The sequence below is a fragment of the Microbacterium sp. X-17 genome (assembly GCF_039615055.1).
Genome location: NZ_JBDHNI010000005.1, coordinates 40,918 through 65,689 on the forward strand (window position 1 = coordinate 40,918; position 24,772 = coordinate 65,689).

The following is a 24,772-nucleotide window of genomic DNA, read 5'->3' on the forward strand; positions in this document are numbered from 1 at the left end:
CGTCGCGGACCCGGAATGCGAACGACTGTTACGCCCGGCGACTCGCCCAGGGCGAAGTGATAGCCTGGGCGGGTGCTGATCGCCCGCCTTCTCCTTAGCGGCCGCGACGAGTCCTAATCTCCTTCAGGCCTCACTCGTCGCGGAGTCCGTCGTGGGCTTGATCCGATTCCCGAGGAGAGAACGACACACATGAGCACCCCGATTCCGCGCACGCTCGCCGAGAAGGTCTGGGACGACCACCTGGTCGTCAAGGGCGAGGACGGCCAGCCCGACCTCATCTACATCGACCTGCACCTCGTGCACGAGGTGACGAGCCCCCAGGCCTTCGACGGCCTGCGCGCCGAGGGCCGACCGGTCCGCCGGCTCGACCTGACGATCGCGACCGAGGACCACAACACCCCGACGCTCGACATCGACAAGCCGATCGCCGACCTCACGAGCCGTCTGCAGATCGACACGCTGCGCCACAACGCCGCGGAGTTCGGCGTGCGGCTGCACTCGCTGGGGGATGCGGAGCAGGGGATCGTCCACGTCGTGGGCCCGCAGCTCGGCCTCACGATGCCGGGCATCACCGTCGTGTGCGGCGACAGCCACACCTCCACGCACGGCGCGTTCGGCGCGATGGCGTTCGGCATCGGCACGAGCGAGGTCGAGCACGTCCTCGCGACGCAGACCCTGCCGCTGAAGCCGTTCAAGACGATGGCCATCACCGTCGAGGGGGAGCTCGCCCCCGGCGTCACGGCGAAGGACATCATCCTCGCCGTCATCGCGAGGATCGGCACGAACGGCGGCCAGGGCTACGTCCTGGAGTACCGCGGCAGCGCCATCCGGGGCCTCTCGATGGAAGGGCGGATGACGATGTGCAACATGTCGATCGAGGCCGGCGCCCGCGCCGGCATGGTCGCCCCGGACGAGACGACGTTCGCCTACCTGGAGGGCCGCCCGCACGCGCCGCGCGGGCAGGACTGGGAGGATGCGGTCGCTTACTGGCGCACGCTGCCGTCCGACGAGGGCGCCGTCTACGACGCGGAGGTCTTCATCGACGCGGCCGAGCTGGAGCCGTTCGTGACGTGGGGCACCAATCCCGGGCAGGGCGTGTCGCTGTCGGACGTCGTGCCGACGCCGTCCGAGATCGAGGACCCGAACCTGCGCGCCGCTGCCGAGCGCGCGCTGGAATACATGGACCTCGAGGCCGGCACCCCGATGAAGGACATCCGGGTCGACGCGGTCTTCATGGGCTCCTGCACCAACAGCCGCATCGAGGACCTGCGCGCGTTCGCGTCCGTCGTCGAGGGCCGCAAGAAGGCCGACGGCGTGCGCGTCATGGTCGTGCCGGGCTCCGCGCGCGTGCGCCTGGAGGCCGAGGCCGAGGGTCTGGACAAGGTGTTCGAGGAGTTCGGCGCCGAGTGGCGCTTCGCCGGATGCTCGATGTGCCTGGGCATGAACCCCGACCAGCTCGCGCCGGGGGAGCGCTGCGCCTCCACGAGCAACCGCAACTTCGAGGGCCGGCAGGGCAAGGGCGGGCGCACGCACCTGGTGTCGCCGCTCGTCGCGGCCGCCACGGCGATCCGCGGCACGCTGTCGAGCCCGGCCGATCTCGTTCCGGCCGATGCGATCCAGGCGGGAGTCTGACATGGAGAAGTTCACGAGCCACACCGGCGTCGCGCTGCCCCTGCGCCGCTCCGCGGTCGACACCGACCAGATCATCCCGGCCGTCTACCTCAAGCGGGTGACCAAGACCGGCTTCGAGGACGCGCTGTTCGCCAACTGGCGCCAGGACCCGGAGTTCGTTCTCAACCAGCCCGCGTACTCGTCGGCGTCCGTGCTCGTCGCGGGTCCCGACTTCGGCACCGGATCCAGCCGCGAGCACGCGGTCTGGGCGCTCCGGGACTACGGGTTCCGGGCGGTTCTGAGCCCGAAGTTCGCCGACATCTTCCGCGGGAACGCGGGGAAACAGGGGCTCGTCACGGGCGTGGTCTCGGAGCCGGACATCGAGCGGCTCTGGGCGGCGATCGAGGCGCAGCCGGGGGTCTCGATGACGGTGGATCTGGAGGCGCGCGAAGCCACGCTGGGCGACCTCCGGGTTCCTTTCGACATCGACGATTACACTCGGTGGCGGCTCCTGGAGGGACTCGACGACATCGGGCTCACGCTCAGGAACGAAGATCGCATCGCCGCTTACGAGGCACGACGCGAGTCTTGGCGGCCGCGCACCTTGCCGGTCCCCACTGCAGAGTGAGGCGCACCAGATGACACTCGTGGAAGACACCGCCACGAAGGACAACGCGAAGAGCGCAGCCGGAGAGACGCTGTCGATCCACGGGGGTCGTCCGCTGCACGGGCGCGTCGAGGTCAAGGGGGCGAAGAACCTCGTCACGAAGGCGATGGTGGCCTCGCTCCTCGGCGAGGCCCCGAGCGTGCTCCGTGACGTCCCCGACATCAGCGACGTCGCGGTCGTCCGCTCGCTGCTCGAGGTGCACGGCGTGCGCGTCGAGGAGGGCGACGAGCCCGGCTCCCTGCGGCTCGATCCGCGCGACGTCCAGTCGGCGCACATGGAGGAGATCGACGCGCACGCGGGCGCCTCCCGCATCCCGATCCTCTTCTGCGGCCCGCTGCTGCACCAGCTCGGCCAGGCGTTCATCCCGGATCTCGGCGGGTGCCGCATCGGCGACCGTCCGATCGACTTCCACCTCGACGCGCTGCGCAAGTTCGGCGCGGTCGTCGAGAAGCTCCCGAGCGGCATCCGTCTCTCCGCGCCGCGCGGCCTGCGCGGTGCGAGCATCCATCTCCCGTACCCGAGCGTCGGCGCCACCGAGCAGGTGCTCCTGACGGCCGTCCGCGCGCGCGGCGTGACGGAGCTGCGCAACGCGGCGATCGAGCCCGAGATCATGGATCTCATCGCAGTGCTGCAGAAGATGGGCGCGATCATCTCGTACGAGCCCAACCGCGTCATCCTCATCGAGGGCGTCGAGCGGCTGGACGGCTACGACCACCGCGCGATCTTCGACCGCAACGAGGCCGCCAGCTGGGCCAGCGCCGCGCTCGCGACCGACGGCGAGATCTTCGTCGGCGGCGCGAAGCAGCAGGAGATGCTGACGTTCCTCAACGTCCTGCGCAAGGTCGGCGGCTCGTTCGACATCCGCGAGGACGGCATCCTCTTCCGCCGCGGCGGAGACCTCCGTCCGGTCACGGTGGAGACCGACGTGCACCCCGGCTTCATGACCGACTGGCAGCAGCCGCTGATCGTCGCGTTGACGCAGGCGACCGGGCAGTCGACCGTGCACGAGACGGTGTACGAGAACCGGTTCGGTTTCGCCGAGGCGCTCGTGAAGATGGGCGCCGACATCACCGTCTACCCGCACGGCCTGCAGGGCGGGCCGCGTCGCGTGCCGCGCCGCAGCCTCGAGCAGGCCGCCGTCATCAACGGGCCGACCGCGCTGACCGGCGCCGACATCACGGTGCCCGACCTCCGCGGGGGCTACAGCCACGTCATCGCGGCGCTCACGGCCGACGGCACCTCGACGGTCCGCAATGTCGGGATCCTCAGCCGCGGCTACGAGAAGTTCTTCGACAAGCTGACCGCGCTCGGCGCCGACTTCGACGTCGTCGGATAGCCGTGGCCCGCTCTCGACGGCGCCGCCGCTCTCCCGAGACGACGCGGCCGAGTGCTTTCTGGGTGCTCGCAGCTCCCGTGATCCCGATCTTCAGCCTCTTCATCAAGCTCGACCTGGAGGGCGAGGAGCACCTCCCCGAGGAGGGCGCGTTCGTCCTCGCGCCCAACCACTACTCCGAGCTCGACCCGCTCGCCGTCGCGATCGCGGTCTACCACCTCGGGCGAGCGCCACGGTTCCTCGCGAAGGAGAGCCTGTTCCGCAACAAGGCGATCGGGTGGGCATTCCGCTCGACGGGGATGGTGCCCGTGGCGCGCTCGTCGAGCAGCCGGGCGGCGAAGCAGACGATCGAGGCCGCCGAGCGGCTCGCCACGAACGGCCAGGGCATCATCGTCTACCCGGAGGGGTCGCTGACCCGTGACCCGGACATGTGGCCCATGCGGGGCAAGACCGGTGCCGTGCGCCTCGCGCTCGCCGGTGACATCCCGCTGATTCCGATGGCGCACTGGGGCGTGCAGGCGGTGCTTCCGCGGTACGGCAAGAAGCCGAGCCTCTGGCCGCTGCGCAAGCGCGTGCGGCTCGTGATCGGCCCCGAGGTCGACCTGTCGGCCTACCGCGGCGTCCCCGCCACCCCCGAGGTGCTCGCGAACGCGACGGACGCGGTCATGCACGACATCGCGGACCTCCTGGGCGGCCTGCGCGGCCAGACGCCGCCGGCCGAGCGCTGGAATCCGGCCGCGCACGGCCAGGCCGAGACGGGCCGGCTGTGAGCCCGCGGGCCACGGGCCCCCGGGTCGCCGTGCTCGGCGCGGGCAGCTGGGGCACGACGTTCGGGAAGGTGCTCGCCGACGGCGGGGCGGATGTCGTCATGTGGGCCCGCCGCCCCGAGCTCGCACTCGAGATCGACCAGGCCAAGCGCAACAGCCAGTACCTGCCGGGCGTGAACCTCCCGCGCACGATGTCCGCGACGAGCAAGGTCGCGGACGCGCTCGAGGGTGCCCAGCAGGTCTACCTCTCGATCCCGAGCCAGGCGCTGCGCCAGAACCTGAAGACGCTCCGCCCGATCCTCTCCCGGACCGAGGTGCCGATCGTCTCCCTCATGAAGGGCGTCGAGAAGCGCACCGGCCTGCGGATGAGCCAGGTCATGGAGCAGGAGCTGCGCTGCGATCCGGATCGCATCGCCGTGGCATCCGGTCCGAACCTCGCGCTGGAGATCGCCCGGGAGCAGCCGACCGCCGCGGTGATCGCCTCCCTCAGCCCGGAGACCGCCGAGGCGGTGGCCCGCTGCGCCCGCAACGCGTACTTCCGCAGCTTCGTGAACGCCGACGTGATCGGCACGGAGTTCGGCGGGGTCCTCAAGAACCTCATCGCGGTCGCGATCGGGATCGTGGACGGCGTCGGCTACGGCGAGAACACGAAGGCCTCCATCATCACGCGCGGCCTCGTCGAGATGACCGACTTCGCGGTCGCCCAGGGCGCGGAGCCGGAGACCCTGCAGGGGCTCGCCGGGCTCGGCGACCTGATCGCGACGTGCCAGTCGCCGCTCAGCCGCAACAACACGGCCGGTAGGCTCCTCGGGCAGGGGTACAGCTTCCAGGACGTCGTGAAGCACATGCAGCAGACCGCCGAGGGTCTCGCCTCGGTGGCGCCGATCCTGCAGCTGGCGCGTGAGGCCGGCGTGGAGATGCCCATCGTCGAGCAGGTCAAGCGCGTGCTCGACGGGACCATGGATCCCCGCGACATCGCCCCCCATCTGACCACCGACGACGACACCCCCCAAGAGGAGAGAAGCCCGAATGGACAGCTTGGCGGTGGCGGTGCTCTTCGGAGGTCGATCCAGCGAGCACTCGATCAGCTCCGTAACCGCGGGCGGCGTCCTGAGGGCGATTGATCGCGAGCGCTTCCGGGTTATCCCGATCGGGATCACGCGCGCCGGCGCCTTCGTCCTGGAGGACGACGACCCGGAGAAGTTCGCACTGGATCCCGTGCACCTGCCCGAGATCGCGGACAACGGCACGCGGATCCTCTGGCCCGAGGCCGCGGGGGATCGCGCGCTGCGCGTCCGCCGCCCGGACGGCACCGTCGAGAGCTTGGGCGAGATCGACGTGGTCCTGCCGATCCTGCACGGCACGCACGGGGAGGACGGCACGATCCAGGGCTTCCTCGACACGCTGGAGCTGCCGTTCGCCGGCGGCGGCGTGCTCGACTCGGCGCTGTGCATGGACAAGCACTTCATGAAAGTGGTTCTGGAGGCGGCCGGCGTGCCGGTCGCGCCGTGGACCACGGTGCGGGCGGGCGAGTGGGCGTCAGATGCCGACGCCGTGCGGGCGCGGGCTGCCGAGCTGCCGCTGCCGTGGTTCGTCAAGCCCGCGCGGGCGGGCTCGAGCGTCGGCGTCTCGAAGGTGCACACGGCGGCCGAGCTCGACGAGGCTCTGGCCGTCGCGTTCCGCGAGGACGACAAGGTGCTCGTCGAGGCGGGCGTGAGCGGGCGCGAGATCGAGCTCGGGGTGCTGGAGGGCTGCGGCGACGCTCCCGACCGGGTCTCGGTGCCGGGCGAGATCGTGCTCACGACCCGCGAGTTCTACGACTTCGAGGGCAAGTACCTCGGCGGCGACGGCGTCGAGGTCGTGTGCCCCGCCGTCGTGACGGATGCCGAGCTCGCGGCCCTGCAGGATGCCGCGCTCCGCGCCTTCCGCGCGGTCGAGGGCCGCGGCCTCGCGCGCGTCGACTTCTTCCTCACCCCGGACGGCCCGGTCGTCAACGAGCTGAACACGATGCCGGGCTTCACGCCGATCTCGATGTTCCCGAAGTGCTGGATCGCGTCCGGGATGACGTATCCCGAGCTCATCTCCGAGCTGATCGACGTCGCCCTCGCGCGCTGATCCTCAGGGCGTCGGCGTCGGGGTGGGGGTCGAGGACAGGTCGGGCGTGGCGGTCTCCGGGTCCGTGCACTGCGCGTTCTGCGGCAGGCGGCCCGCGATGAGCCGGCCGAACTGGTCCAGCACGTCGTTCGGCGAGACCGTGTCGTTGTCGACGTAGAGCTGCACCGCAGGGGTGCGGCCGAACGAGGTGATGCGGTAGCGCGGCGCATCGGACTCGTCGACGACCCAGTCCACGCCGCCGATCTGAATGCAGCGCAGCGTCGTCGGCCCGGGCGGCGTCACGCCGCAGGAGAACAGCACGGCCGCGGGATCCCCCCACGCCCCCGTGGACTGCGCATCCGTCCAGCGGCGCTGCTGCCCGGCGACGGAGGAGGGCAGCTGGGCCATGATCTGCGCGCACAGCGGATCGTTCGCATCCGGCGGAGCCGGGAGCGAGACCGTCGACGAGCAGCCGGCCAACGCGGCCGCGAGAGCGGCGAGGACTACGAGCGGGGCGGCGACCGAGCGGAGGTGTCGCGCGCGGATCATCGGTCCAGCGTAACCCGGGCGCGGGCGGGGCCCGACCCGGGCGATAGCGTGGAGGGATGACCGAGCGAGACACTCCCGTCGGTGCGCTCTCGGAGGCGGAGATCCTCGCCCGGATCGTGCGCCGGCTCGGCCCGTCGCGGGCGCTCGTCGGTCCCGGCGACGACGCCGCGGTGCTCGCCGAGCCGGGCGCGCCCCTCGTCGCGACCACGGACACGCTCGTGCACGGCCCGGACTTCCGGCTCGCCTGGTCGAGCGGACACGACCTCGGCTGGAAGGCCGCAGCGGTCAACCTCGCCGACATCGCGGCTATGGGCGCGCGGCCGATCGCGTTGCTCGTGGCGCTCGCGATGCCGGAAGACACGCGGATCGGCTTCGTCGAGGACCTCGCCGACGGCCTCCGCGCGGCGTGCGACGCGCTCGCGCCCGGCTGCGCCGTCGAGGGCGGCGACCTCACGGTCTCGGACACCCTCACGATCGCGGTCACCGCGCTGGGCGCCGCGGATCCGCCGGCGCCGGTGCTCCGGCGCACCGCGCGGGTCGGCGACGTCGTCGCGCTCGCGGGGGAGGCGGGGCACGCCGCGCGCGGGCTCGCGCTCCTGTTCGACCGCTTCCGCGATGCGGACGGCATCCCGCTCCCGGTCGACGAGGCCGTCCTCGACGCCTCGGAGCGCGTGGTCCTGCGCGCACAGCTGCGGCCCTCGCCGCCTGTGGACGCCGGTGTGCATGCGGCGCGCGCCGGAGCCACGGCCATGATCGACGTGTCCGACGGGCTCGCGCTGGACGCGACCCGGGTGGCGGATGCGTCCGGCGTCACGATCGCGCTCGACACGAGCGTGCTCGGCGACGATCTCGCCGCCGCCCTCACTGGCGGGGAGGACCACGCGCTGCTCGCCACGTTCCCCGCGGATGCCGCGCTGCCGCACCCATTCCGCGCGATCGGCGTCGTACGCGAGCGCGGCGAGGCACCGCTTCTCGTCGACGACCGGCCGTTCACCGGGCGCGGCGGCTGGGATCCCTACCGCGACTGGGATTCCGCGCGCGGCTGAGCCCACCACAGGGCGGTGTCGCCGTACCCGCGCTCGCGGATCCGCTCCAGCCCGCCGGGCCAGCTCGGCTCCGGCGAGCGGCTCGCCCGCTCCACGACAACGAGCGCGTGCGGCGTGAGGTGCGGCGCGAGCAGCGCCAGCGTACCGGCGAGGTCCGCCTCGGAGAGCTCGTACGGCGGGTCGAGGAACGCGAGGTCGACGGCATCCGCCGCGCCGCGGAGGAACGCGTCGACGGCCACGGCATGCACCCGGGCGATGCCCGAGCGGCCCAGAGACCGCTCGACGCGCTGCACGTTCTCGCGCGCGATCGCCGCCGCGGGCCGGGACTGCTCGACGAGGTCGGCGCTCGCCGCTCCGCGGCTGAGGGCCTCCAGGCCCAGAGCGCCGGAGCCCGCGTAGAGGTCCAGCACCCGGGCGCCCGCCAGCTCGTCGGCTGCCTCGAGGCCGGCGAAGAGCGATTCGCGGACGCGGTCGCTCGTGGGCCGGGTGCCCTTCGGGGGGACCGTGAGACGGATGCCGCTGGCCCCGCCGGCGATGATCCGCGTCATCCCCCCAGACTAGAGTTCTGGGCATGCCCGCCGTGCGCCTGGAGACCCGGCTCGACGGCGTGATCGGGGGAAAGACGTCCGGCGCGCTGGAGCGGGCGTTCACCCTGCGGACCGTAGGGGATCTCCTCGCGCACTACCCGCGGCGCTACGCGCTGCGCGGCGAGCTCACCCCTATCGACTCCCTCGTCGTGGGCGAGCAGGTGACGATCGTGGCGAAGGTCCGTTCGGCGAACGTCCGGCGCATGCGGCAGCGGAGCGGCTCGATCCTCGAGGTGATGATCACCGACGGCCGCGGCGACGTGCAACTCACGTTCTTCAACCAGGACTGGCGGGCGAAAGACCTCACGCCGGGGCGCCGCGGCATCTTCTCCGGGAAGGTCGGCGAGTACCGACAGGGCAAACAGTTCGCGCATCCCGACTACGAGCTGTTCGAGGACGAGGACGCCGCGCTCATGTCAGCGGAGGCCTACGCGAACCAGCCGATCCCGATCTACCCGGCGACGTCGACGATGCCCAGCTGGCAGATCGCGAAGAGCGTCGGGCTCGTCCTGGATGCGCTCGGTCCGCTCGACGACCCGCTTCCGGACGACCTCCGGCGCGCCGAGGGGCTGCTCCCCATCCGCGACGCGATCGATCGCGTCCATCGCCCCGACTTCGAGGAGCAGATCCGGCCCGCGGTCCACACGCTCCGCTGGCACGAGGCGCTCGTCCTGCAGACGGCTCTGCTGCAGCAGCGCCAGTTCGTCCGCGCGATGTCCGCGACCAAGCGCCCGGCGGGCGGCATCCTCGAGGCGTTCGATGCCGCTCTGCCGTTCACCCGCACCGCCGATCAGGTCGCGGTCGGGGAGCGGATCGCGGACGATCTCGTCGGCGACTGGCCGATGAACCGGCTCGTGCAGGGCGAGGTCGGGTCGGGGAAGACCCTCGTGGCGCTGCGGGCGATGCTGCAGGTTGCCGAGTCCGGCGGGCAGTCCGCGCTCATCGCGCCGACCGAGGTGCTGGCGGGGCAGCACCTGCGGTCGATCGCCGCGATGCTCGGCCCGCAGCTCGCGCCGCGGCTCATGCCGACGCTCCTCACGGGGCAGCTGACCGCGGCGGAGCGACGGAAGGCCGCGCTCCGCGTGGCATCCGGGCAGGCGCTCATCGTGATCGGCACGCACGCGCTCCTCAGCGATCGCACGACGTTCGCCGACCTCGCGCTCGTCGTCGTGGACGAGCAGCACCGTTTCGGGGTCGAGCAGCGCGAGGCTCTCCGGGCGAAGGGATCCAGCCCGCACGCGCTCGTGCTCACCGCGACCCCCATCCCGCGCACGGTCGCGATGACCGTGTTCGGCGACCTCGACGTGTCGACGATCCGGGTGCTGCCGGCCGGACGCGCGGGCATCGAGACGTTCGTGGCACCCGTCGCCGAGCGACCCGCCTGGTTCGCGCGTGTCTGGGACCGGGTCGCGGAGGAGGTCGGGAAGGGGCATCAGGCGTTCGTCGTCTGCCCCGCGATCGACGCGGAGGGCGGGCGCGGCGGCCAGGAGCAGGACGCCGAGCTCGAGGAGGACAGCACGGGCGGCATCCAGTGGGGTGTCGTGCAGGTCGCGGAGTTGCTGGCGCGGCATCCGAGCTTCGAGGGCCTGCGGATCGCGGTGCTGCACGGGCGGATGCCGGGCGACGAGAAGGACGCGATCATGCGCGCGGTCGCCGCGGGCGACGTCGACGTGCTCGTGGCCACGACCGTGATCGAGGTCGGCGTCGACGTGCCGAACGCCTCCACGATGGTGATCCTGGAGGCGGAGCGGTTCGGGGTGTCGCAGCTGCACCAGCTCCGCGGACGCGTCGGCCGCGGATCCGTGCCGGGTCTGTGCCTCCTCGTGACCGAGGCGCAGGCGGGCACGGCGGGCCGCGCCCGCGTCGAGGCGGTCGCGAGCTCGAACGACGGCTTCGAGCTCGCCGAGACCGACCTCGTGCTGCGCGGCGAGGGCGACGTGCTGGGGGAGGCCCAGTCCGGCGTCCGGTCCTCCCTGCGTCTCCTGCGCGTCGTGAAGGATGCCGAGCTCATCGCACGGGCGCGCGCCGCCGCCGAGGGGATCCTCGACGAGGACCCGGCGCTGCTCACCCACCCCGGCCTCGCCCAGGCGATCGAGCGCCGCCTCGACCGCGAGTCCCGCGCCGCCCTGAACAAGTCCTGACCCCAGCCCCTCTCCGCCCCCAGCCCCCGCCGTCCCGCCACTCCCCGTGAGAACGCGCGTATGTCACAGACGCGCCGTCGTTTCGTGACACGGGCGCGTTCTCGCGGGGAGGGTGCCGGGTAGGCTGATCCGGTGAGCAACCGGATCGCCGTCGTTCCGGGGTCGTTCGACCCCCCGACCCTCGGACACCTGGACGTCATCCGCCGAGCGGCATCCCTCTACGACTCGCTGCACGTCGTCGTCGTGCACAATCCGGGCAAGGAGGCGCTCCTGCCGATCGCGCAGCGCCTCTCGCTGCTGGAGCAGTCGATCGCCGAGACCGGGATCACCGGCCAGATCACGATCGCGTCCTGGAGCGTCGGACTCCTCGTCGACTACGCGACCGACGTGGGCGCGGGCGTGCTCGTGAAGGGCATCCGCTCGCAGATCGACGTCGCGTACGAGACCCCCATGGCGATCGTCAACCGTCACCTCGCCGGCATCGAGACGGTCTTCCTCCTGCCCGACCCCGCGCACACCCTCGTCTCGAGCTCGCTCGTGCGGCAGGTCGCGAGCCTCGGCGGCGACGTGACGCCCTACGTACCGGAGGCGGTCGCGCGGTTCCTGGACACCGGGGCCCGGGGTATCTGACCGGCCCGCGGCCGGACCGACCACCGGTAGAATCCCGGGGTGAGCACGCGCCGCCCGGGACCCTTCAGCATCGGCGTCCGCGACATCGTCCACCGTCCAGGGGAGATGCGTGAGACGAGCCGCGATGTCGTCCTAGCCGAGCGCTGGGGCGAAGGACTCGTCGCGGTGCCCGAAGGCGAGCGGGTGGACATCGACGTGCGGTTGGAGTCCGTGCACGAGGGGATCCTCGTCTCGGGGACCGCGAGCACGGAGTACGCGGGAGTCTGCGGACGCTGTCTGACCGACATCGTCCAGCCCGTCGAAGTCGAGTTTCAGGAGCTTTTCGCGTATTCTGATCGGGAAGCGAGCGACTTCGAGGTTCAGGACGACCATGTCGACCTGGAGATCCTGGTCAGGGATGCACTCGTCCTCTCGCTTCCGTTTCAGCCGGTGTGCCGGCCCGACTGCCCCGGACTCGACCCGGAGACAGGCGAGCGGCTGGCCGACCATCCCGAGCTCGCGCCGCGCGAGACCATCGATCCCCGGTGGGCCGCGCTCGCGAAGCTGGCGGAGAACCCGGCGGACCCAGACCTCGGAACGAGAGAAGAAGACCATGGCAGGTAACCCCCCGAAGCGGAAGGTTTCGCGCTCCAACACCCGCTCGCGCCGCGCGCAGTGGAAGGCGGAGGCGCCGACCCTCGTCAAGACCATCGAGAACGGCAAGGTCGTCTACAGCCGTCCGCACCAGGCGAAGGTCGTCACCGACTCGCAGGGCACGGAGCTGTTCCTCGAGTACAAGGGCCGCAAGGTCGCCGACATCTGATCCACCCGTGACCGACGTCCGCCCCGTGCGGTCGCGCCTCACCGACACGCTCGGGGTCGACATCGACCCCGAGCTTTTGTCGCTTGCGCTGACGCACCGCTCTTATGCCTACGAGCACGGTCAGATCCCGCACAACGAGCGTCTCGAGTTCCTCGGCGACTCCGTTCTCGGTCAGGCCGTGACGGTCATGCTCTACACGCGGTATCCCGACCTCGACGAGGGAACGCTCGCGAAGCGGCGGGCCGGCCTCGTGTCGACGGTCGCCCTCGCCGAGGTCGCCCGCGCGATCGGGCTCGGCGAGCACCTCCTCGTCGGCCGCGGCGAGGAGCTGACGGGCGGGCGCGACAAGGACTCGATCCTCGCCGACACGACCGAGGCGCTGATCGGCGCGACGTACCTGTCGGCGGGTCAGGATGCCGCGACCGGGCTCGTGCTGCGGCTCGTCGAGCCGCTCCTCGCCGACCCCGAGCGGTTCGGCGCCGCGATCGACCCGAAGACGAGCCTGCAGGAGCTCGCCGTGGCCCTCGGCCGGCCGACGCCGGCGTACTCCGTCACGGCGACCGGACCCGACCACGACCGCACGTTCACGGCGACCGTCGTGGTGGGCGACCTCGCCGCGCTCGGCACCGGGTCGAGCAAGAAGCAGGCCGAGATGACGGCGGCGCTCAAGGCGTGGCACGAGCTCAGCGGTCGTGCCTGAGCTCCCCGAGGTCGAGGTCGTCCGAGCGGGGCTCGCCCCCGCGGTCACGGGGGCGCGGATCTCCGCGGTGGACGTGCGCGACCCGCGCGCCCTGACGCGGCATCCGGGGCTTCCCGCGGACTTCGCGGCCACGCTCGCCGGCCGCACGATCGTGGCCCCGGTCCGGCGGGGGAAGTTCCTGTGGATGCCGCTGGACGGCGCCGACGAACGCGCGCTCGTCGGCCACCTCGGCATGAGCGGACAGCTCCTGCTGCGCGAGCCCGCCGCTCCGCTCGAGCGGCACGAACGCATCCGCATCTTCCTGGAGCATCCGGTGCACGGCGAGCTGGCGGTCGTCTTCGCCGACCAGCGCACGTTCGGCTCCCTCGCCGTCGACACGCTCGTCCCCACGCGCGACGGCGCGCCCGGCGGCTACGGCGATCCGCGGCCCGCGACACCGCTCATGGTCGCGCACATCGCCCGCGACGCCCTGGACCCCGCGTTCGACGACGGGCGCTTCCGGGCGGCGCTCGCGCGCAAGGGCTCCGCGATCAAGCGCGTGCTGCTGGACCAGACGCTCGTGAGCGGCGTCGGCAACATCTACGCGGACGAGTCGCTGTGGGCGGCGCGAATCCATCCGGAGACGCCCGCGCGCCTGCTCCCGACGCCTGCCGTGAACCGCCTGCTCGCGGAGCTGCGGGGCGTGCTGCGGAAGGCGCTCGCCGAGGGCGGCACGAGCTTCGACGCGCAATACGTCAACGTGAACGGCCAGGCCGGCTACTTCGCGCACTCCCTGGAGGCGTACGGGCGCGAAGGGCAGCCGTGCTCGCGGTGCGGTCGGCCGATCGTGCGGGTGAGCTTCATGAACCGCTCCAGCCACCTGTGCCCGCACTGCCAGCGGATGCGTGTCGCGCCGCCGGGGCGGATCCCGGGTCATCCGGTACCGTAGGTCGGTAATCCACGGGGTCGGAGGGCGTCCATGCACCTGAAGAGCGTCACGCTCAAAGGGTTCAAGTCGTTCGCCCAGCCGACGACGTTCGCGCTGGAGCCGGGCGTCACGTGCATCGTCGGGCCCAACGGGTCCGGGAAGTCGAACGTCGTCGACGCGCTCGCGTGGGTCATGGGGGAGCAGGGCGCGAAGACCCTCCGCGGCGGGAAGATGGAGGACGTCATCTTCGCGGGGACCGCGACGCGCGGCCCGCTCGGTCGCGCCGAGGTGCAGCTGACGATCGACAACAGCGACGGCGCGCTGCCGATCGAGTACGCCGAGGTGACGATCAGCCGCACGCTGTTCCGCAACGGAGCGAGCGAGTACGCGATCAACGGCGACTCGTGCCGGCTCCTCGACGTGCAGGAGCTCCTCAGCGACTCGGGTCTGGGCCGCGAGATGCACGTGATCATCGGCCAGGGGCGGCTCGACACCGTGCTGCAGGCCACCCCCGAGGATCGCCGCGGCTTCATCGAGGAGGCCGCCGGGATCCTCAAGCATCGGCGCCGCAAGGAGAAGACGCTCCGCAAGCTCGAGGCGATGCAGGCCAACCTCACGCGCGTGAGCGACCTCGCCGGCGAGCTGCGCCGGCAGCTGAAGCCGCTCGGGCGGCAGGCGGAGATCGCGCGGGAGGCCGCGACGATCGCCGCCGTGGTCCGGGACGCGAAGGCACGCCTCCTCGCGGACGAGCTCGTGGGCCTGCGCACGCAGCTCGCTGACCATGCCCGCGCCGAGCACGAGCGCCACGCCGAGCGCCTCGTGCTGCAGGACCAGCTCGACCAGCTGAAGCTCCGCATCGAACGGCTCGAGGGGCAGCAGCGCTCCGAGGCCGTCGACGAGGCCCGGCGGACTTCGTTCGCGCTCGAGCAGGTGCAGGAGCGGCTGCGCGGCCTCTACACGCTCGCGGGTCAGCGGCTCGCGCTGCTCGGCGACCAGGAGGATGCCGCAGCGCCCCTCGTGACGGTGACCCAGGCGACGATCGACGAGGCGACCGCGGAGGTCTCGGAGCTCGCCGCCGGCCTCGGCGACGCGCAGGATGCCGCGGACGAGGCCACGCGCGAGGTCGTCCGCGCGCGGGGCGAGCTCGACGCGCTCGATGCCGACATCGCCGCGCAGAGCGCGCTCGTCTCGGAGCACGACATGCGGATCGCATCGCTCCGCGGGACCGCCGAGGCGGCCGCGTCCGCGGTGTCGGCCGTCCAGACCGCCCGGGAGCGTCAGCAGCGCGCGCTCGACGCCGCGCTCGCGCGCCGGACGGAGGCCGAGGAGGAGCTCGCGGGTGTGCGCCCGGACCTGCCCGAGGAGGCCCCCGCGGACCACGCGCTCGCGTACGAGCGGGCGCAGCAGGCGAGCACGGATGCGGAGACCGAGGTCGGCTCCCTGCGCGAGCGACTCCACGCCGCCGAGCGCGAGCGCGACGCGCTGACGGCGCAGACCGCCGCTCTCGCCCGCGCCCTCGACGTCCGCGGCGGAGCCGCCGAGCTCGTCGCCACGGACGCGGCTGTGCAGGGGCTCGTCGGCGACGCCGTCCAGGTCCGGAGCGGCTTCGAGGCCGCGATCGCGGCGGTCCTCGGGCCGCTCGCGGAGGGCGGCCTCGTGGCCACCCGGCGCGACGCGTTCGCCGTGGCCGAGCGGCTCCGCTCGGCCGACCTCGGCGTCGTCGACCTCGTGATCGCGGATGCCGCGTCAACGGCGCCCGCGCTCCCCGAGGTTCCCGGCGTCGTACGCGCGGTCGACGTCGTCACGGCGCCGCCCGGTGTTCTGGGCCTCCTCGGCTCCGTGCTCGTCGCGGACGACCTCGACGCCGCCGATCGCGCGTTGCAGGCACTCCCGGCAGGCGCCCCGACTGTCACCGTGGTGACGCGCGCGGGCGAGGTCTGCACCGTCCACACGGTGCGGGCGGGCTCCGGCGCCGGTCGCTCCCGGCTGGAGCTCGCGTCGGAGCGGGATGCCGCCGCAGCCCGGCTCGCGGAGATCACGGTCATCGCGGACGCGCTCCGCGAGGCGCTCACCGAACGTGCCGCGGCCCTGGAGGAGGCGCGCCGCGCGGCGAAGGCGACGCTCCACGCGCTCCGCGAGCACGACGCCGCCCTCGCCGCCCACGCAGAGCTCGTGAACCGTGCCACGGTCCGGCACGAGGCGAGCGTCGCCGAGTGCGAGCGGCTGGAAGCCGCGCTCCGGCAGGCGCAGACCGCGCTCGAAGAGGCGGAGGACTCCGCGCGCGTCGCGTCCGATCGCCTCGCGATCGCGCAGGAGGCGCCGCGGCCCATCCTCGACGCCTCCGCGCGCGACGGCCTGCTCGAGGCGCTCGAGATCGCGCGCGACCACGAGATGCGCGTCCGCCTCGACGTGGAGACGCTCCGCGAGCGCATCCGCGCGGGACAGGCGCGGATCGCGGGGCTCGAACGGCAGCGCGAGCAGGAGCGGGCGGCCGCGGCCGAAGCCGCGCGCCGCGCCGTCGTGCGCCGGGCGCAGCGCGAGGTCGCGGCGGACGTTCACGCGCGCCTTCCCCTCGTGCTGGACTCCGTCGACCGCTCGGTGAGCCAGGCGCGCGTCGAGCTCGCCGCGGCCGAAGCCGCGCGCACCGCCGTGTCGGCCGAGCTGGGGGAGCTCCGGCGCCAGGACGGAGACGCCCGCACGCGGCTCGCCGCCGTCACCGAGGGGGTCCACGGGCTCGAGCTCCAGATCCACGAGAAGCGCCTGCACGTGACCGGCCTGCTCGAGCGGGCGGCATCCGAGCTGGGCCTGGACGAGGACATTCTCGTTTCGGAATACGGTCCGGAGCAGGGCATCCCGGTCGAGCCGGACGGCGACATCGCCGACCATGCGGAGGACCACGAGCCGCAGACGGTGCCGTACGACCGCGCCGAGCAGCGCAAGCGCCTGCAGGAGGCCGAGCGGAAGCTCACCCAGCTGGGACGCGTGAACCCGCTCGCGCTCGAGGAGTTCGCGGCCCTGGAGCAGCGCCACAAGTTCCTGACGGACCAGCTCGCCGACCTCACACAGACCCGGACCGACCTCCTGACCATCATCGAGGAGCTGGACGGCCGGATGCAGGAGATCTTCCTCGCGGCGTTCGAGGACACGCGGGCCGCGTTCACGGAGGTGTTCCCGATCCTGTTCCCCGGCGGCTCCGGGCACATCGCGCTCACGGATCCGGACAACCCCCTCACGACCGGCATCGAGGTCGCGGTGCGCCCGGTCGGCAAGAAGATCGAGCGGCTGTCGCTGCTGTCCGGCGGCGAGCGCTCGCTCGCGGCCGTCGCGCTGCTCGTCGCGATCTTCACGGCCCGGCCGAGCCCGTTCTACATCCTCGACGAGGTGGAGGCGGCGCTCGACGACGCGAACCTCGGGCGCCTGCTGACGGTGTTCGAGCGCCTCCGCGAGAGCAGCCAGCTCATCGTCATCACCCACCAGAAGCGCACGATGGAGATCGCCGACGCCCTCTACGGCGTCTCGATGCGCCAGGACGGCGTCTCCGCCGTCGTGGGCCAGCGCATCCGCGCCGAGCTCTCCGCGTAGCTCCCGCTCTCGCGGTCTGCCCTTACGGGCTCGTGCGGCGCGAGACCGGGCGAGCGCGACCGTAGGCTGGGGGAATGGCGGAAAGACCCTGGTCGCTCGGCCGCGCGCTGCGCGGGATGTTCGTGAAGCCGGTCATCGACGAGACGACGTGGGACGACCTCGAGACCGCGCTCCTCACGGCGGACTTCGGCCCCGACGTCACGGAGCGGATCGTCGACGACCTGCGCGAAAAGGTCGACCGGTATCGCACGACCGATCCCCGGGACCTGCAACGGATGCTGCGCGAGACGCTCGAGGAGCACTTCGCGAAGTTCGACACGACGCTGCGGCTCACCGACCGCCCGGCGGTCGTGCTCGTCGTCGGGGTCAACGGCGTCGGCAAGACCACGACGATCGGCAAGTTCGCGAAGTTCCTCCAGCGCTACGGGCGCACCGTCGTGGTGGGCGCCGCCGACACGTTCCGGGCCGCCGCCGTCGACCAGCTCGCGACGTGGGCGGAGCGGGGCGGCGCGGCCATCGTGCGCCCGCAGCAGGAGGGCCAGGATCCGGCCTCCGTGGCCTTCCAGACGATCGAGTACGCGCAGCGCACGGGCACGGAGATCGTGCTGATCGACACGGCGGGCCGCCTCCACACGAAGGGGGGCCTGATGGACGAGCTCGGCAAGATCAAGCGCGTCGTCGAGAAGCTGGCGCCCATCAGCGAGGTGCTGCTCGTGCTCGACGCGACGACCGGCCAGAACGGTCTCCTGCAGGCGGAGGCGTTCCTGGAACACGCGGGAGTCACGGGTCTGGTCCTCACGAAGCTCGACGGATCCGCGCGCGGCGGATTCGTCCTCGCGGTCCAGGAACGCACCGGAATCCCCGTGAAACTGCTGGGTCAGGGCGAGGGGATCGGCGACCTCACGGGCTTCACTCCGCACGTGTTCGCCGCCGCCCTGGTGGACTGACTTCCCCCCGGGCGGTTCGGCTGGTTTCATGGGGACATGGCGATCGAGCACGACTTCTTCGGACTCCTCGAATCGGGCCCGGACGGCTCGATCTTCTGGTCGGAGAACGTCGAGTTCGGCGACCAGACGGTGACCGTGGATCTGACGGCGCCCGACCAGGACGACGTCTCCCAGGCGGCCCTCGACATCGCCGCGTCGATGATCTCCTCGATCGAGGCGATCGACCTCCGCGCCCGCGGCGCGATGCTCTCCGAGCTGGACGATCGCACGAGCGAGGTCACCGAGTACCTGCTGCAGCAGCAGGAGACCTACGGGACCGAGCTCGACGCGCTGCTCGCCGACATCTCCGGCGATGCGCACGTCGACATCATCCGCTCCCTGCACCTCATGAGCATGACGATCCTCGCCGACGAGATGGGCGGGGAGGATCCCTTCGCGGTCCTCGAGTACGCGCTTGATCCGGACGAGGCCGACGACGTGCTCCTCGTGAACCTCACCCCGGCGGGCGAGGTCCACTCGGTCACCAGCGCCGACTGACCGCGAACGACGGTCAGACGGCCTGCGCGAACTCCAGGCCGTCGGCGGCGATGTCGGCCGCGAGGTGCTGCAGCGCCGCGGGGATGTCGCGGCCCTTCGCCCGCATCGACTGCGCCCAGAGGCGGCCGGCGCGGTAGGACGAGCGCACGAGCGGCCCGGCGAGGACACCGAGGAAGCCGATCCGCTCCGCCTCCTCCTTGAAGCCGACGAACTCGTCCGGCTTCACCCAGCGGGCGACGGGCAGGTGCCGCGGTGACGGGCGCAGGTACTGCGTGATCGTGACGATGTCGGTGCCGGCCTCGTGCAGGTCACGGAGCGCCTGGACGACCTCCTCCGGCTCCTCGCCCATGCCGAGGATGAGGTTCGACTTCGTGATGAGCCCGGCCTCGCGCGCCTGCGTGAGCACGCCGAGGGAGCGGTCGTAGCGGAACGCCGGGCGGATCCGCTTGAAGATGCGCGGGACGGTCTCGACGTTGTGCGCGAACACCTCGGGGCGCGCGTCGAAGACCTCGCCGAGGAGCGCCGGGTCGCCGTTGAAGTCGGTCGCGAGCAGCTCGACGCCGGTGCCGGGGTTGTCCGCGTGGATGCGGCGCACGGTCTCCGCGTTCAGCCAGGCCCCGCCGTCCGGGAGGTCGTCGCGGGCCACGCACGTGACGGTCGCGTAGCGCAGGCCCATCCGCTGCACGCTCTCCGCGACGCGGCGGGGCTCGTCGGTGTCGTAGTCGGCGGGCTTGCCGGTGTCGATCTGGCAGAAGTCGCAGCGGCGCGTGCACTGCGAGCCGCCGATGAGGAACGTCGCCTCGCGGTCCTCCCAGCACTCGTAGATGTTGGGGCAGCCGGCCTCCTGGCACACCGTGTGCAGACCCTCGTCCTTCACGAGCGTGTGCAGGGCCGTGTACTCCGGGCCCATCTTCGCCTTCGTGCGGATCCACTCCGGCTTGCGCTCGATCGGCGTCTCGGCGTTGCGGACCTCGAGGCGGAGCATCCGGCGGCCGTCCGGGTTCGCGGCGGTCACGCGGTCACCGCCGCGTACTCGGTCTCGAAGACCCGCGTGACGGAGTCGACCAGGTCGGCGGGGGAGACGTCGCGTCCGACCACCTCGCTGACGGTGGTGACGCCGGCATCCGTGATGCCGCACGGGATGATGCCGCTGAAGCCGGCGAGGGTGTTGTCGCAGTTCACCGCGAACCCGTGCATCGTGACGCCCTTCTCGACCCGGACGCCGATCGCCGCGATCTTGTCCTCGGAGAGCGGGCGGCGGACCCACACGCCGCTGCGCCCTTCGACCTGGTATCCGTCCACGCCGTGCTCGGCGAGCGCCGCGATCAGCAGGCGCTCGATCCGCCGCACGTGCGCCACGACGTCGACGGGCTCCGTCAGACGCACGATCGGGTACCCGACGAGCTGGCCCGGACCGTGCCACGTGATCTTGCCGCCGCGGTCGACGTCGACGACCGGCGTGCCGTCCTGCGGCCGCTCCTGCGGCTCGGTCCGTTTGCCGGCCGTGTAGACCGCCTCGTGTTCGAGGAGGAGGAGGGTGTCCGGCCGGGTTCCGGCGAGGACCTCTCCGTGGATGCGGCGCTGCAGCGCCCATCCGTCGTGGTAGGGCACGTACGCCGGCGCGAGTCCGGCATCGACGATCTCGATCACGGTGTTTCTCCCGAGCTTGCTGGATCCCGTCCAACAATACGCCCCTCCCGCGGCGGTGGGGCCGGCCGTACCCTGGGGGCGTGACGACAGAGGGGCGGACCGGACGCCCGCGGGCGTCCTCCCGGGAGACGCTCGCGGAGGCGGCGTGCGAGCTCTTCCTCGAGCAGGGCTACGAACGGACGTCGGTCGCGGACATCGCGCAGCGCGCCGGGGTCAGCCGCTCGAGCTTCTTCAACTACTTCGAGGCGAAGTCGGAGGTGTTCTGGGCGGGCCTCGACGAGCGCATCGCGCGTCTCGGTGAGGCGGACGACGAGGCGGACCCGGATGCCGCAGTGCGGCGGGCGCTCGCCGGGCTGGGCGAGGGCTTCGCGCCGGACAGCCTCGCGCTCGCGCTCCTGCACGCCGACGCGATGGGGCTCGGGGTCGAGTTCGAGCGGGACGCCGCGTCCCGTCAGGTGCGGATCGGGCACCTCGCCGCGGACCGCCTCCGCCGCGGCGGCGTCGATCCGCTCGTCGCCGACGTGCGGGGCGCGGCGTACGGAGGTGCGGTGGCCGCGGCGCTGCGCCGCTGGGCCGCGCGGCCCGGCGCGTCGCTCGCGGACGCGATCCGCGTCGCGCTCGCCGCGGTCCCCACCGCGTAAACTTTCCGCATCATGGCGACTTTCGGCACGCTCTCCGACCGGCTCACCGAGACCTTCCGCAATCTCCGCACGAAGGGACGGCTCACGCCGGCCGACGTCGACGGCACCGTCCGGGAGATCCGGCGCGCCCTGCTCGACGCGGACGTCGCGCTGCCCGTCGTCAAGGACTTCACGGCGAAGGTGCGCGAGCGCGCGCTGAGCGACGAGGTGAACCGCGCCCTCAACCCGGCGCAGCAGGTCGTGCAGATCGTCAACGAGGAGCTCGTCGCGATCCTCGGCGGCGAGCAGCGACGCCTGCAGTTCGCGAAGAACCCCCCGACCGTGATCATGCTCGCGGGCCTCCAGGGCTCGGGCAAGACCACGTTCGCCGGCAAGCTGGCGAGGCTCCTCGAGAAGGAGGGGCACACCCCGCTCCTCGTCGCGGCCGACCTCCAGCGCCCCAACGCCGTGAACCAGCTCCAGGTCGTCGCCGAGCGCGCGGGGGCCGCGATCTTCGCGCCCGAACCCGGCAACGGCGTCGGCGACCCGGTGCGCGTCGCGCGTGCCGGTGTCGAGCAGGCGAAGCAGAAGCAGCACGACATCGTCATCATCGACACGGCCGGCCGGCTCGGTGTCGACGCCGAGCTGATGAAGCAGGCCGCCGACATCCGCGCGGCGACGAACCCGGACGAGGTCCTCTTCGTCATCGATTCCCTCACCGGTCAGGACGCCGTCAACACGGCGAAGGCCTTCCAGGACGGCGTCGACTTCACGGGCGTCGTCCTCTCCAAGCTCGACGGCGACTCCCGCGGCGGCGCCGCGCTGTCCGTGGCCTCCGTGACCGGGCGCCCGATCATCTACGCGTCGACCGGTGAGGGCCTCGAGGACCTGGAGCCGTTCCACCCGGACCGCATGGCGAGCCGCATCCTCGACCTCGGCGACATCCTCACCCTCATCGAGCAGGCGCAGCAGACCTTCGACGCGGAGGAGGCCGCGAAGGTCGCGGAGAAGCTCGCCAAGGAGCAGTTCACGCTCGAGGACTTCCTCGACCAGATGCAGCAGCTCAAGAAGATGGGCTCGATGAAGAAGATGCTCGGGATGCTGCCGGGCATGGGTCAGATGAAGCAGCAGCTCGACAACTTCGACGAGCGCGACCTCGACCGCACCGAGGCGATCATCCGGTCGATGACCCCGGGGGAGCGGCGCAACCCGAAGCTCCTCAACGGGTCGCGGCGCCTGCGCATCGCGCGCGGCTCCGGAATGACGGTGACCGACGTCAACCAGCTCGTGCAGCGGTTCGAGCAGGCCGCGAAGATGATGAAGACCGTCGCGCGCGGCGGGGTGCCCAGCATCCCCGGCGCCGGCCCGGTCGGCCGCCCCGGCGCCTCGTCGAAGCGCGGCAAGCCGCAGAAGGCGAAGGGCTCGCGGTCCGGCAACCCGGCGAAGCGCGCCGCCGAGAACGCGGGGATCGCCGCGCAGGCACCGGCCACGCCGACCGGCTCCGGCTTCGGTCTCGGCGGAGGCGGCGCCCAGGGCGCGCCGAGCGAGGCCGACCTCGCCGAGCTGCAGAAGCTCCTCGGCCGCGGCTGAGGCTCAGCTCGCGGGAGCGAACACGCCCAGCGGGCCGAGCTGCGCGGCGATCGCCGAGGCGAGCAGCTGCTGCCCGATCGAGTTCGGGTGCTCCTCGTCCTCCTGATACCACTCCGGATGCCCCGCGAGCGGCTGCCCGATGTCCACGAACTCGCACCCCGCCTGCGCAGCCGCGGTCTGGATCGCAGCGGTCGTCATCTGTACGTCCTCCGGGATGTCGGTATCGCTCCACAGCGTCCCGAGGCAGATGAGGCGCGTGTTCGGCAGGGCCCCGCGCAGCGAGTTGATCGTGTCGAGCGTCGCCCGGTAGACGTCTCCCGGGTTCTCCAGGGAGTCGTTGTCGGAGGACTGGATGATGATGACGTCCGGCGCGATCGCGGTCGCGGCGGGGATCATCCCCGCGTAGGTGGTGCCACAGTCGCCGTCGGCGACGAAGCCCATCCCGGCGCACGCGAGGTCCGCGATCCACGCCCCGTCCGACGCGGCGATCAGGTCCGGCCAGGCATCGCCGGCGGAGAGTCCGTAGCCGGACATGAGCGAGTCGCCGATCGTGACGATGCGCGCCGTCGGGGCGGTGGAGGTCCACGTCGGGTCGGCGACGGCGACCGACGGGCTCGCGGTGTCCGTCGGCGTCGGCGTCGGGTCCGGTGCGGACGCGACCGGGCCGACGGGCGCCACGGCCGGCGTCGCGAGCGCGGAGCATCCGGCCAGGGCCGTGACCGCGCTGAGCGCGCCGAACACCACGAGGGCACGGATCCGGCGCGGGGAGATCATGCCTCCAGCCTAGGCGAGCACTTTCTGAGTCCGCCGTGAGCGGGCCCTGTCACGCTCCCGCGGAGGCGAGGTGCTCGCGGAGCGTCGGCCCGTCCCGGAACTCGTGCATCAGGTGGCGGACGACCGCGTTGAGGTCGCCGTCCGCGGCGTCGGCGACGAGGAGCTGCCGGCTGTAGCTCGCCCCGTTCGTCGTCATGCGCGAGATCTCGGAGAGCTCGCGCGCGCACTTCAGCTCGGACGCGACGTCGGTGAGCCGCGCGACGGTCTCGCCGATGTGCTCGCGCACGGGCACCTGGGTGCCCGCGGCGTCGACGATCACGCGCGCATCGAGGCCGTACCGGGCGGCGCGCCACTTGTTCTCCCGGACGAACCAGGGCTGGATCTCGGGCAGCGTCTCGCCCGCGTCGAGGCGGCGCGAGAAGTCCTCGACCAGCACCTGCACGAGGGCTGCGACCGCGGCGAGCTCCGGCAGCGTCGACATCCCGTCGCACGCGCGGACCTCGATCGTGCCCCAGCGCGGCGCGGGGCGGATGTCCCACCGGACCTCGGTCGCGTCGGCCATCACGCCGGTGCGGATCAGGTCGTCGAGGTACGACTCGAACGCGGCCCAGTCCGGCAGGAGCCAGGGGAGGCCGGCGGTCGGGAGCTGCTGGAACACGAGCGCGCGGTTGGACGCGTACCCCGTGCGCTCGCCGGCCCAGAACGGGCTCGACGCCGACAGCGCCTGCAGGTGGGGGAGATAGACCGCGAGCGCGCGGATGATCGGCATGACCTTCGCGACGTCCTCGACCCCGATGTGGACGTGGATGCCCCAGATCATCATGTTGCGGCCCCACCACTGCGTCCGCTCGATGAGCGAGTGGTACCGCGTCTTGTCGGTGACCTGCTGGTCGTACCACTGCGCGAACGGGTGGCTGCCCGCGCACAGGAGTCCGATCCCGAGCGGATCCGTGACGCTGCGCACCGCGGCGATCGCGTCGGCGATGTCGTCCACCGCGGCCTCGACCGTGTCGCCGATCCCGCTCGTCACCTCGACCGTGTTCGTGAGGAGCTCCTCCGTCACCGTGAAGCGCTCGGCAGCGGTTCGCTCAGCGAGCGCCTCCACGACGGCCGGACCGTCGCCGCGGAGCTGTCCCGTGTCGCGATCGGCGAGCATCAGCTCCCATTCGAGGCCGACCGTCGATCGGCGGGAGGGGGCGAAGGTCACGGTCACGCGGTCAGTCTGGCACGCGTCCCGG

Annotated in this window: 24 protein-coding genes; 18 read left to right on the forward strand and 6 right to left on the reverse strand. The window is 72.1% G+C overall.

From position 1 onward, the window contains the following. Nucleotides 1-189 precede the first annotated feature (189 nt). The 6 genes from leuC (at nucleotide 190) to ABCS02_RS23130 (ending at nucleotide 6,493) form a co-directional block, all read left to right on the forward strand. Entirely contained in the window at nucleotides 190-1,632 is a 1,443-nt protein-coding gene (gene leuC, locus ABCS02_RS23105; protein WP_345838051.1) for a 3-isopropylmalate dehydratase large subunit, read from the forward strand. Nucleotide 1,633: 1 nt separating this feature from the next. Then, complete coding sequence (leuD, locus tag ABCS02_RS23110; protein WP_345838052.1) at nucleotides 1,634-2,239, forward strand: 3-isopropylmalate dehydratase small subunit; 606 nt, start codon at nucleotides 1,634-1,636, stop codon at nucleotides 2,237-2,239. 10 nt (nucleotides 2,240-2,249) lie between these two features. Then, nucleotides 2,250-3,614 (forward strand): UDP-N-acetylglucosamine 1-carboxyvinyltransferase, encoded by a 1,365-nt coding sequence (gene murA, locus ABCS02_RS23115; protein WP_345838053.1) that lies wholly within the window; start codon nucleotides 2,250-2,252, stop codon nucleotides 3,612-3,614. A 62-nt stretch (nucleotides 3,615-3,676) separates the two neighbouring features. Further along, nucleotides 3,677-4,381: a lysophospholipid acyltransferase family protein gene (locus ABCS02_RS23120; RefSeq protein WP_345838054.1), complete on the forward strand. Its 705-nt coding sequence runs from the start codon at nucleotides 3,677-3,679 to the stop codon at nucleotides 4,379-4,381. Beyond that, the gene (locus tag ABCS02_RS23125) at nucleotides 4,378-5,502 is read left to right on the forward strand and encodes an NAD(P)H-dependent glycerol-3-phosphate dehydrogenase (RefSeq protein WP_345838055.1); all 1,125 of its coding nucleotides are present in this window, start codon (nucleotides 4,378-4,380) and stop codon (nucleotides 5,500-5,502) included. Before ABCS02_RS23120 ends, ABCS02_RS23125 begins: the two co-directional genes overlap by 4 nt. Then, nucleotides 5,408-6,493 carry a D-alanine--D-alanine ligase family protein gene (locus ABCS02_RS23130; protein WP_345838056.1) on the forward strand — a complete coding sequence of 362 codons (1,086 nt, stop codon included), beginning with the start codon at nucleotides 5,408-5,410 and terminating at the stop codon, nucleotides 6,491-6,493. The genes ABCS02_RS23125 and ABCS02_RS23130 overlap by 95 nt, the downstream gene beginning before the upstream one ends. A 3-nt stretch (nucleotides 6,494-6,496) precedes the next feature. Here the strand turns inward: ABCS02_RS23130 and ABCS02_RS23135 are convergent, their stop codons facing one another. Continuing rightward, nucleotides 6,497-7,021: a DUF3515 family protein gene (locus ABCS02_RS23135; RefSeq protein ID WP_345838057.1), complete on the reverse strand. Its 525-nt coding sequence runs from the start codon at nucleotides 7,019-7,021 to the stop codon at nucleotides 6,497-6,499. A 56-nt stretch (nucleotides 7,022-7,077) separates the two neighbouring features. On the opposite strand from ABCS02_RS23135, the gene thiL reads away from it, so the two are divergent. After that, nucleotides 7,078-8,067: a thiamine-phosphate kinase gene (gene thiL, locus ABCS02_RS23140; RefSeq protein WP_345838058.1), complete on the forward strand. Its 990-nt coding sequence runs from the start codon at nucleotides 7,078-7,080 to the stop codon at nucleotides 8,065-8,067. Here thiL and rsmD read toward each other — a convergent pair. Further along, a complete protein-coding gene (rsmD, locus tag ABCS02_RS23145; protein ID WP_345838059.1) occupies nucleotides 8,037-8,615 on the reverse strand; it encodes a 16S rRNA (guanine(966)-N(2))-methyltransferase RsmD in 579 nt (192 codons plus the stop codon). The two genes, thiL and rsmD, sit on opposite strands and share 31 nt — an antisense overlap. A gap of 23 nt (nucleotides 8,616-8,638) precedes the next feature. On the opposite strand from rsmD, the gene ABCS02_RS23150 reads away from it, so the two are divergent. From ABCS02_RS23150 to ABCS02_RS23190, 9 genes are all read left to right on the forward strand, one after another. Then, nucleotides 8,639-10,795 carry an ATP-dependent DNA helicase RecG gene (locus ABCS02_RS23150; protein WP_345838060.1) on the forward strand — a complete coding sequence of 719 codons (2,157 nt, stop codon included), beginning with the start codon at nucleotides 8,639-8,641 and terminating at the stop codon, nucleotides 10,793-10,795. Between the two features lie 132 nt (nucleotides 10,796-10,927). Next, nucleotides 10,928-11,425, forward strand: coding sequence for a pantetheine-phosphate adenylyltransferase (gene coaD / locus ABCS02_RS23155; RefSeq protein ID WP_345838061.1), 498 nt, complete (start codon nucleotides 10,928-10,930; stop codon nucleotides 11,423-11,425). Between the two features lie 105 nt (nucleotides 11,426-11,530). Next, the gene (locus tag ABCS02_RS23160; RefSeq protein ID WP_345838591.1) at nucleotides 11,531-12,028 is read left to right on the forward strand and encodes a DUF177 domain-containing protein; all 498 of its coding nucleotides are present in this window, start codon (nucleotides 11,531-11,533) and stop codon (nucleotides 12,026-12,028) included. Continuing rightward, entirely contained in the window at nucleotides 12,018-12,227 is a 210-nt protein-coding gene (rpmF, locus tag ABCS02_RS23165; RefSeq protein WP_018188062.1) for a 50S ribosomal protein L32, read from the forward strand. Before ABCS02_RS23160 ends, rpmF begins: the two co-directional genes overlap by 11 nt. 7 nt (nucleotides 12,228-12,234) lie before the next feature. Then, nucleotides 12,235-12,927, forward strand: a complete 693-nt coding sequence (gene rnc / locus ABCS02_RS23170; protein ID WP_345838062.1) for a ribonuclease III — start codon at nucleotides 12,235-12,237, stop codon at nucleotides 12,925-12,927. Then, nucleotides 12,920-13,855 carry a bifunctional DNA-formamidopyrimidine glycosylase/DNA-(apurinic or apyrimidinic site) lyase gene (gene mutM, locus ABCS02_RS23175; RefSeq protein WP_345838063.1) on the forward strand — a complete coding sequence of 312 codons (936 nt, stop codon included), beginning with the start codon at nucleotides 12,920-12,922 and terminating at the stop codon, nucleotides 13,853-13,855. Before rnc ends, mutM begins: the two co-directional genes overlap by 8 nt. A gap of 30 nt (nucleotides 13,856-13,885) precedes the next feature. After that, the gene (gene smc / locus ABCS02_RS23180; RefSeq protein ID WP_345838064.1) at nucleotides 13,886-17,416 is read left to right on the forward strand and encodes a chromosome segregation protein SMC; all 3,531 of its coding nucleotides are present in this window, start codon (nucleotides 13,886-13,888) and stop codon (nucleotides 17,414-17,416) included. A 74-nt stretch (nucleotides 17,417-17,490) separates the two neighbouring features. After that, nucleotides 17,491-18,363, forward strand: a complete 873-nt coding sequence (ftsY, locus tag ABCS02_RS23185) for a signal recognition particle-docking protein FtsY (RefSeq protein ID WP_345838065.1) — start codon at nucleotides 17,491-17,493, stop codon at nucleotides 18,361-18,363. A gap of 36 nt (nucleotides 18,364-18,399) precedes the next feature. Beyond that, complete coding sequence (locus tag ABCS02_RS23190) at nucleotides 18,400-18,900, forward strand: DUF2004 domain-containing protein (protein ID WP_345838066.1); 501 nt, start codon at nucleotides 18,400-18,402, stop codon at nucleotides 18,898-18,900. Nucleotides 18,901-18,913: 13 nt separating this feature from the next. On the opposite strand, the gene lipA is transcribed toward ABCS02_RS23190, so the two are convergent. Both lipA and lipB read right to left on the reverse strand, forming a co-directional pair. After that, nucleotides 18,914-19,885, reverse strand: a complete 972-nt coding sequence (gene lipA / locus ABCS02_RS23195; RefSeq protein WP_345838592.1) for a lipoyl synthase — start codon at nucleotides 19,883-19,885, stop codon at nucleotides 18,914-18,916. A 26-nt stretch (nucleotides 19,886-19,911) separates the two neighbouring features. Next, on the reverse strand, nucleotides 19,912-20,550 hold the full coding sequence (lipB, locus tag ABCS02_RS23200) for a lipoyl(octanoyl) transferase LipB (protein WP_345838067.1): 639 nt from the start codon (nucleotides 20,548-20,550) through the stop codon (nucleotides 19,912-19,914). Nucleotides 20,551-20,630: 80 nt separating this feature from the next. Here lipB and ABCS02_RS23205 point away from each other — a divergent pair, with 80 nt between their 5' ends. Beyond that, complete coding sequence (locus tag ABCS02_RS23205; protein WP_345838068.1) at nucleotides 20,631-21,191, forward strand: helix-turn-helix domain-containing protein; 561 nt, start codon at nucleotides 20,631-20,633, stop codon at nucleotides 21,189-21,191. 12 nt (nucleotides 21,192-21,203) lie between these two features. Next, entirely contained in the window at nucleotides 21,204-22,760 is a 1,557-nt protein-coding gene (gene ffh / locus ABCS02_RS23210) for a signal recognition particle protein (protein ID WP_345838069.1), read from the forward strand. A 3-nt stretch (nucleotides 22,761-22,763) separates the two neighbouring features. Here the strand turns inward: ffh and ABCS02_RS23215 are convergent, their stop codons facing one another. Further along, nucleotides 22,764-23,534: an SGNH/GDSL hydrolase family protein gene (locus ABCS02_RS23215; protein WP_345838070.1), complete on the reverse strand. Its 771-nt coding sequence runs from the start codon at nucleotides 23,532-23,534 to the stop codon at nucleotides 22,764-22,766. Between the two features lie 49 nt (nucleotides 23,535-23,583). Continuing rightward, nucleotides 23,584-24,747, reverse strand: coding sequence for a glutamate--cysteine ligase (locus ABCS02_RS23220; RefSeq protein ID WP_345838071.1), 1,164 nt, complete (start codon nucleotides 24,745-24,747; stop codon nucleotides 23,584-23,586). Between the last annotated feature and the right edge of the window lie 25 nt (nucleotides 24,748-24,772).

Bases quoted from the DNA above. Each gene is read 5' to 3' on its own strand.
- rpmF (WP_018188062.1), top strand. From the start codon at position 12,018: ATGGCAGGTAACCCCCCGAAGCGGAAGGTTTCGCGCTCCAACACCCGC.
- thiL (WP_345838058.1), top strand. From the start codon at position 7,078: ATGACCGAGCGAGACACTCCCGTCGGTGCGCTCTCGGAGGCGGAGATC.
- ABCS02_RS23160 (WP_345838591.1), top strand. From the start codon at position 11,531: ATGCGTGAGACGAGCCGCGATGTCGTCCTAGCCGAGCGCTGGGGCGAA.
- ABCS02_RS23190 (WP_345838066.1), top strand. From the start codon at position 18,400: ATGGCGATCGAGCACGACTTCTTCGGACTCCTCGAATCGGGCCCGGAC.
- lipA (WP_345838592.1), bottom strand. From the start codon at position 19,885: ATGCTCCGCCTCGAGGTCCGCAACGCCGAGACGCCGATCGAGCGCAAG.
- rsmD (WP_345838059.1), bottom strand. From the start codon at position 8,615: ATGACGCGGATCATCGCCGGCGGGGCCAGCGGCATCCGTCTCACGGTC.
- ftsY (WP_345838065.1), top strand. From the start codon at position 17,491: ATGGCGGAAAGACCCTGGTCGCTCGGCCGCGCGCTGCGCGGGATGTTC.
- ABCS02_RS23130 (WP_345838056.1), top strand. From the start codon at position 5,408: ATGGACAGCTTGGCGGTGGCGGTGCTCTTCGGAGGTCGATCCAGCGAG.
- leuD (WP_345838052.1), top strand. From the start codon at position 1,634: ATGGAGAAGTTCACGAGCCACACCGGCGTCGCGCTGCCCCTGCGCCGC.
- ABCS02_RS23150 (WP_345838060.1), top strand. From the start codon at position 8,639: ATGCCCGCCGTGCGCCTGGAGACCCGGCTCGACGGCGTGATCGGGGGA.
- murA (WP_345838053.1), top strand. From the start codon at position 2,250: ATGACACTCGTGGAAGACACCGCCACGAAGGACAACGCGAAGAGCGCA.
- ffh (WP_345838069.1), top strand. From the start codon at position 21,204: ATGGCGACTTTCGGCACGCTCTCCGACCGGCTCACCGAGACCTTCCGC.
- ABCS02_RS23135 (WP_345838057.1), bottom strand. From the start codon at position 7,021: ATGATCCGCGCGCGACACCTCCGCTCGGTCGCCGCCCCGCTCGTAGTC.
- ABCS02_RS23215 (WP_345838070.1), bottom strand. From the start codon at position 23,534: ATGATCTCCCCGCGCCGGATCCGTGCCCTCGTGGTGTTCGGCGCGCTC.
- leuC (WP_345838051.1), top strand. From the start codon at position 190: ATGAGCACCCCGATTCCGCGCACGCTCGCCGAGAAGGTCTGGGACGAC.
- smc (WP_345838064.1), top strand. From the start codon at position 13,886: ATGCACCTGAAGAGCGTCACGCTCAAAGGGTTCAAGTCGTTCGCCCAG.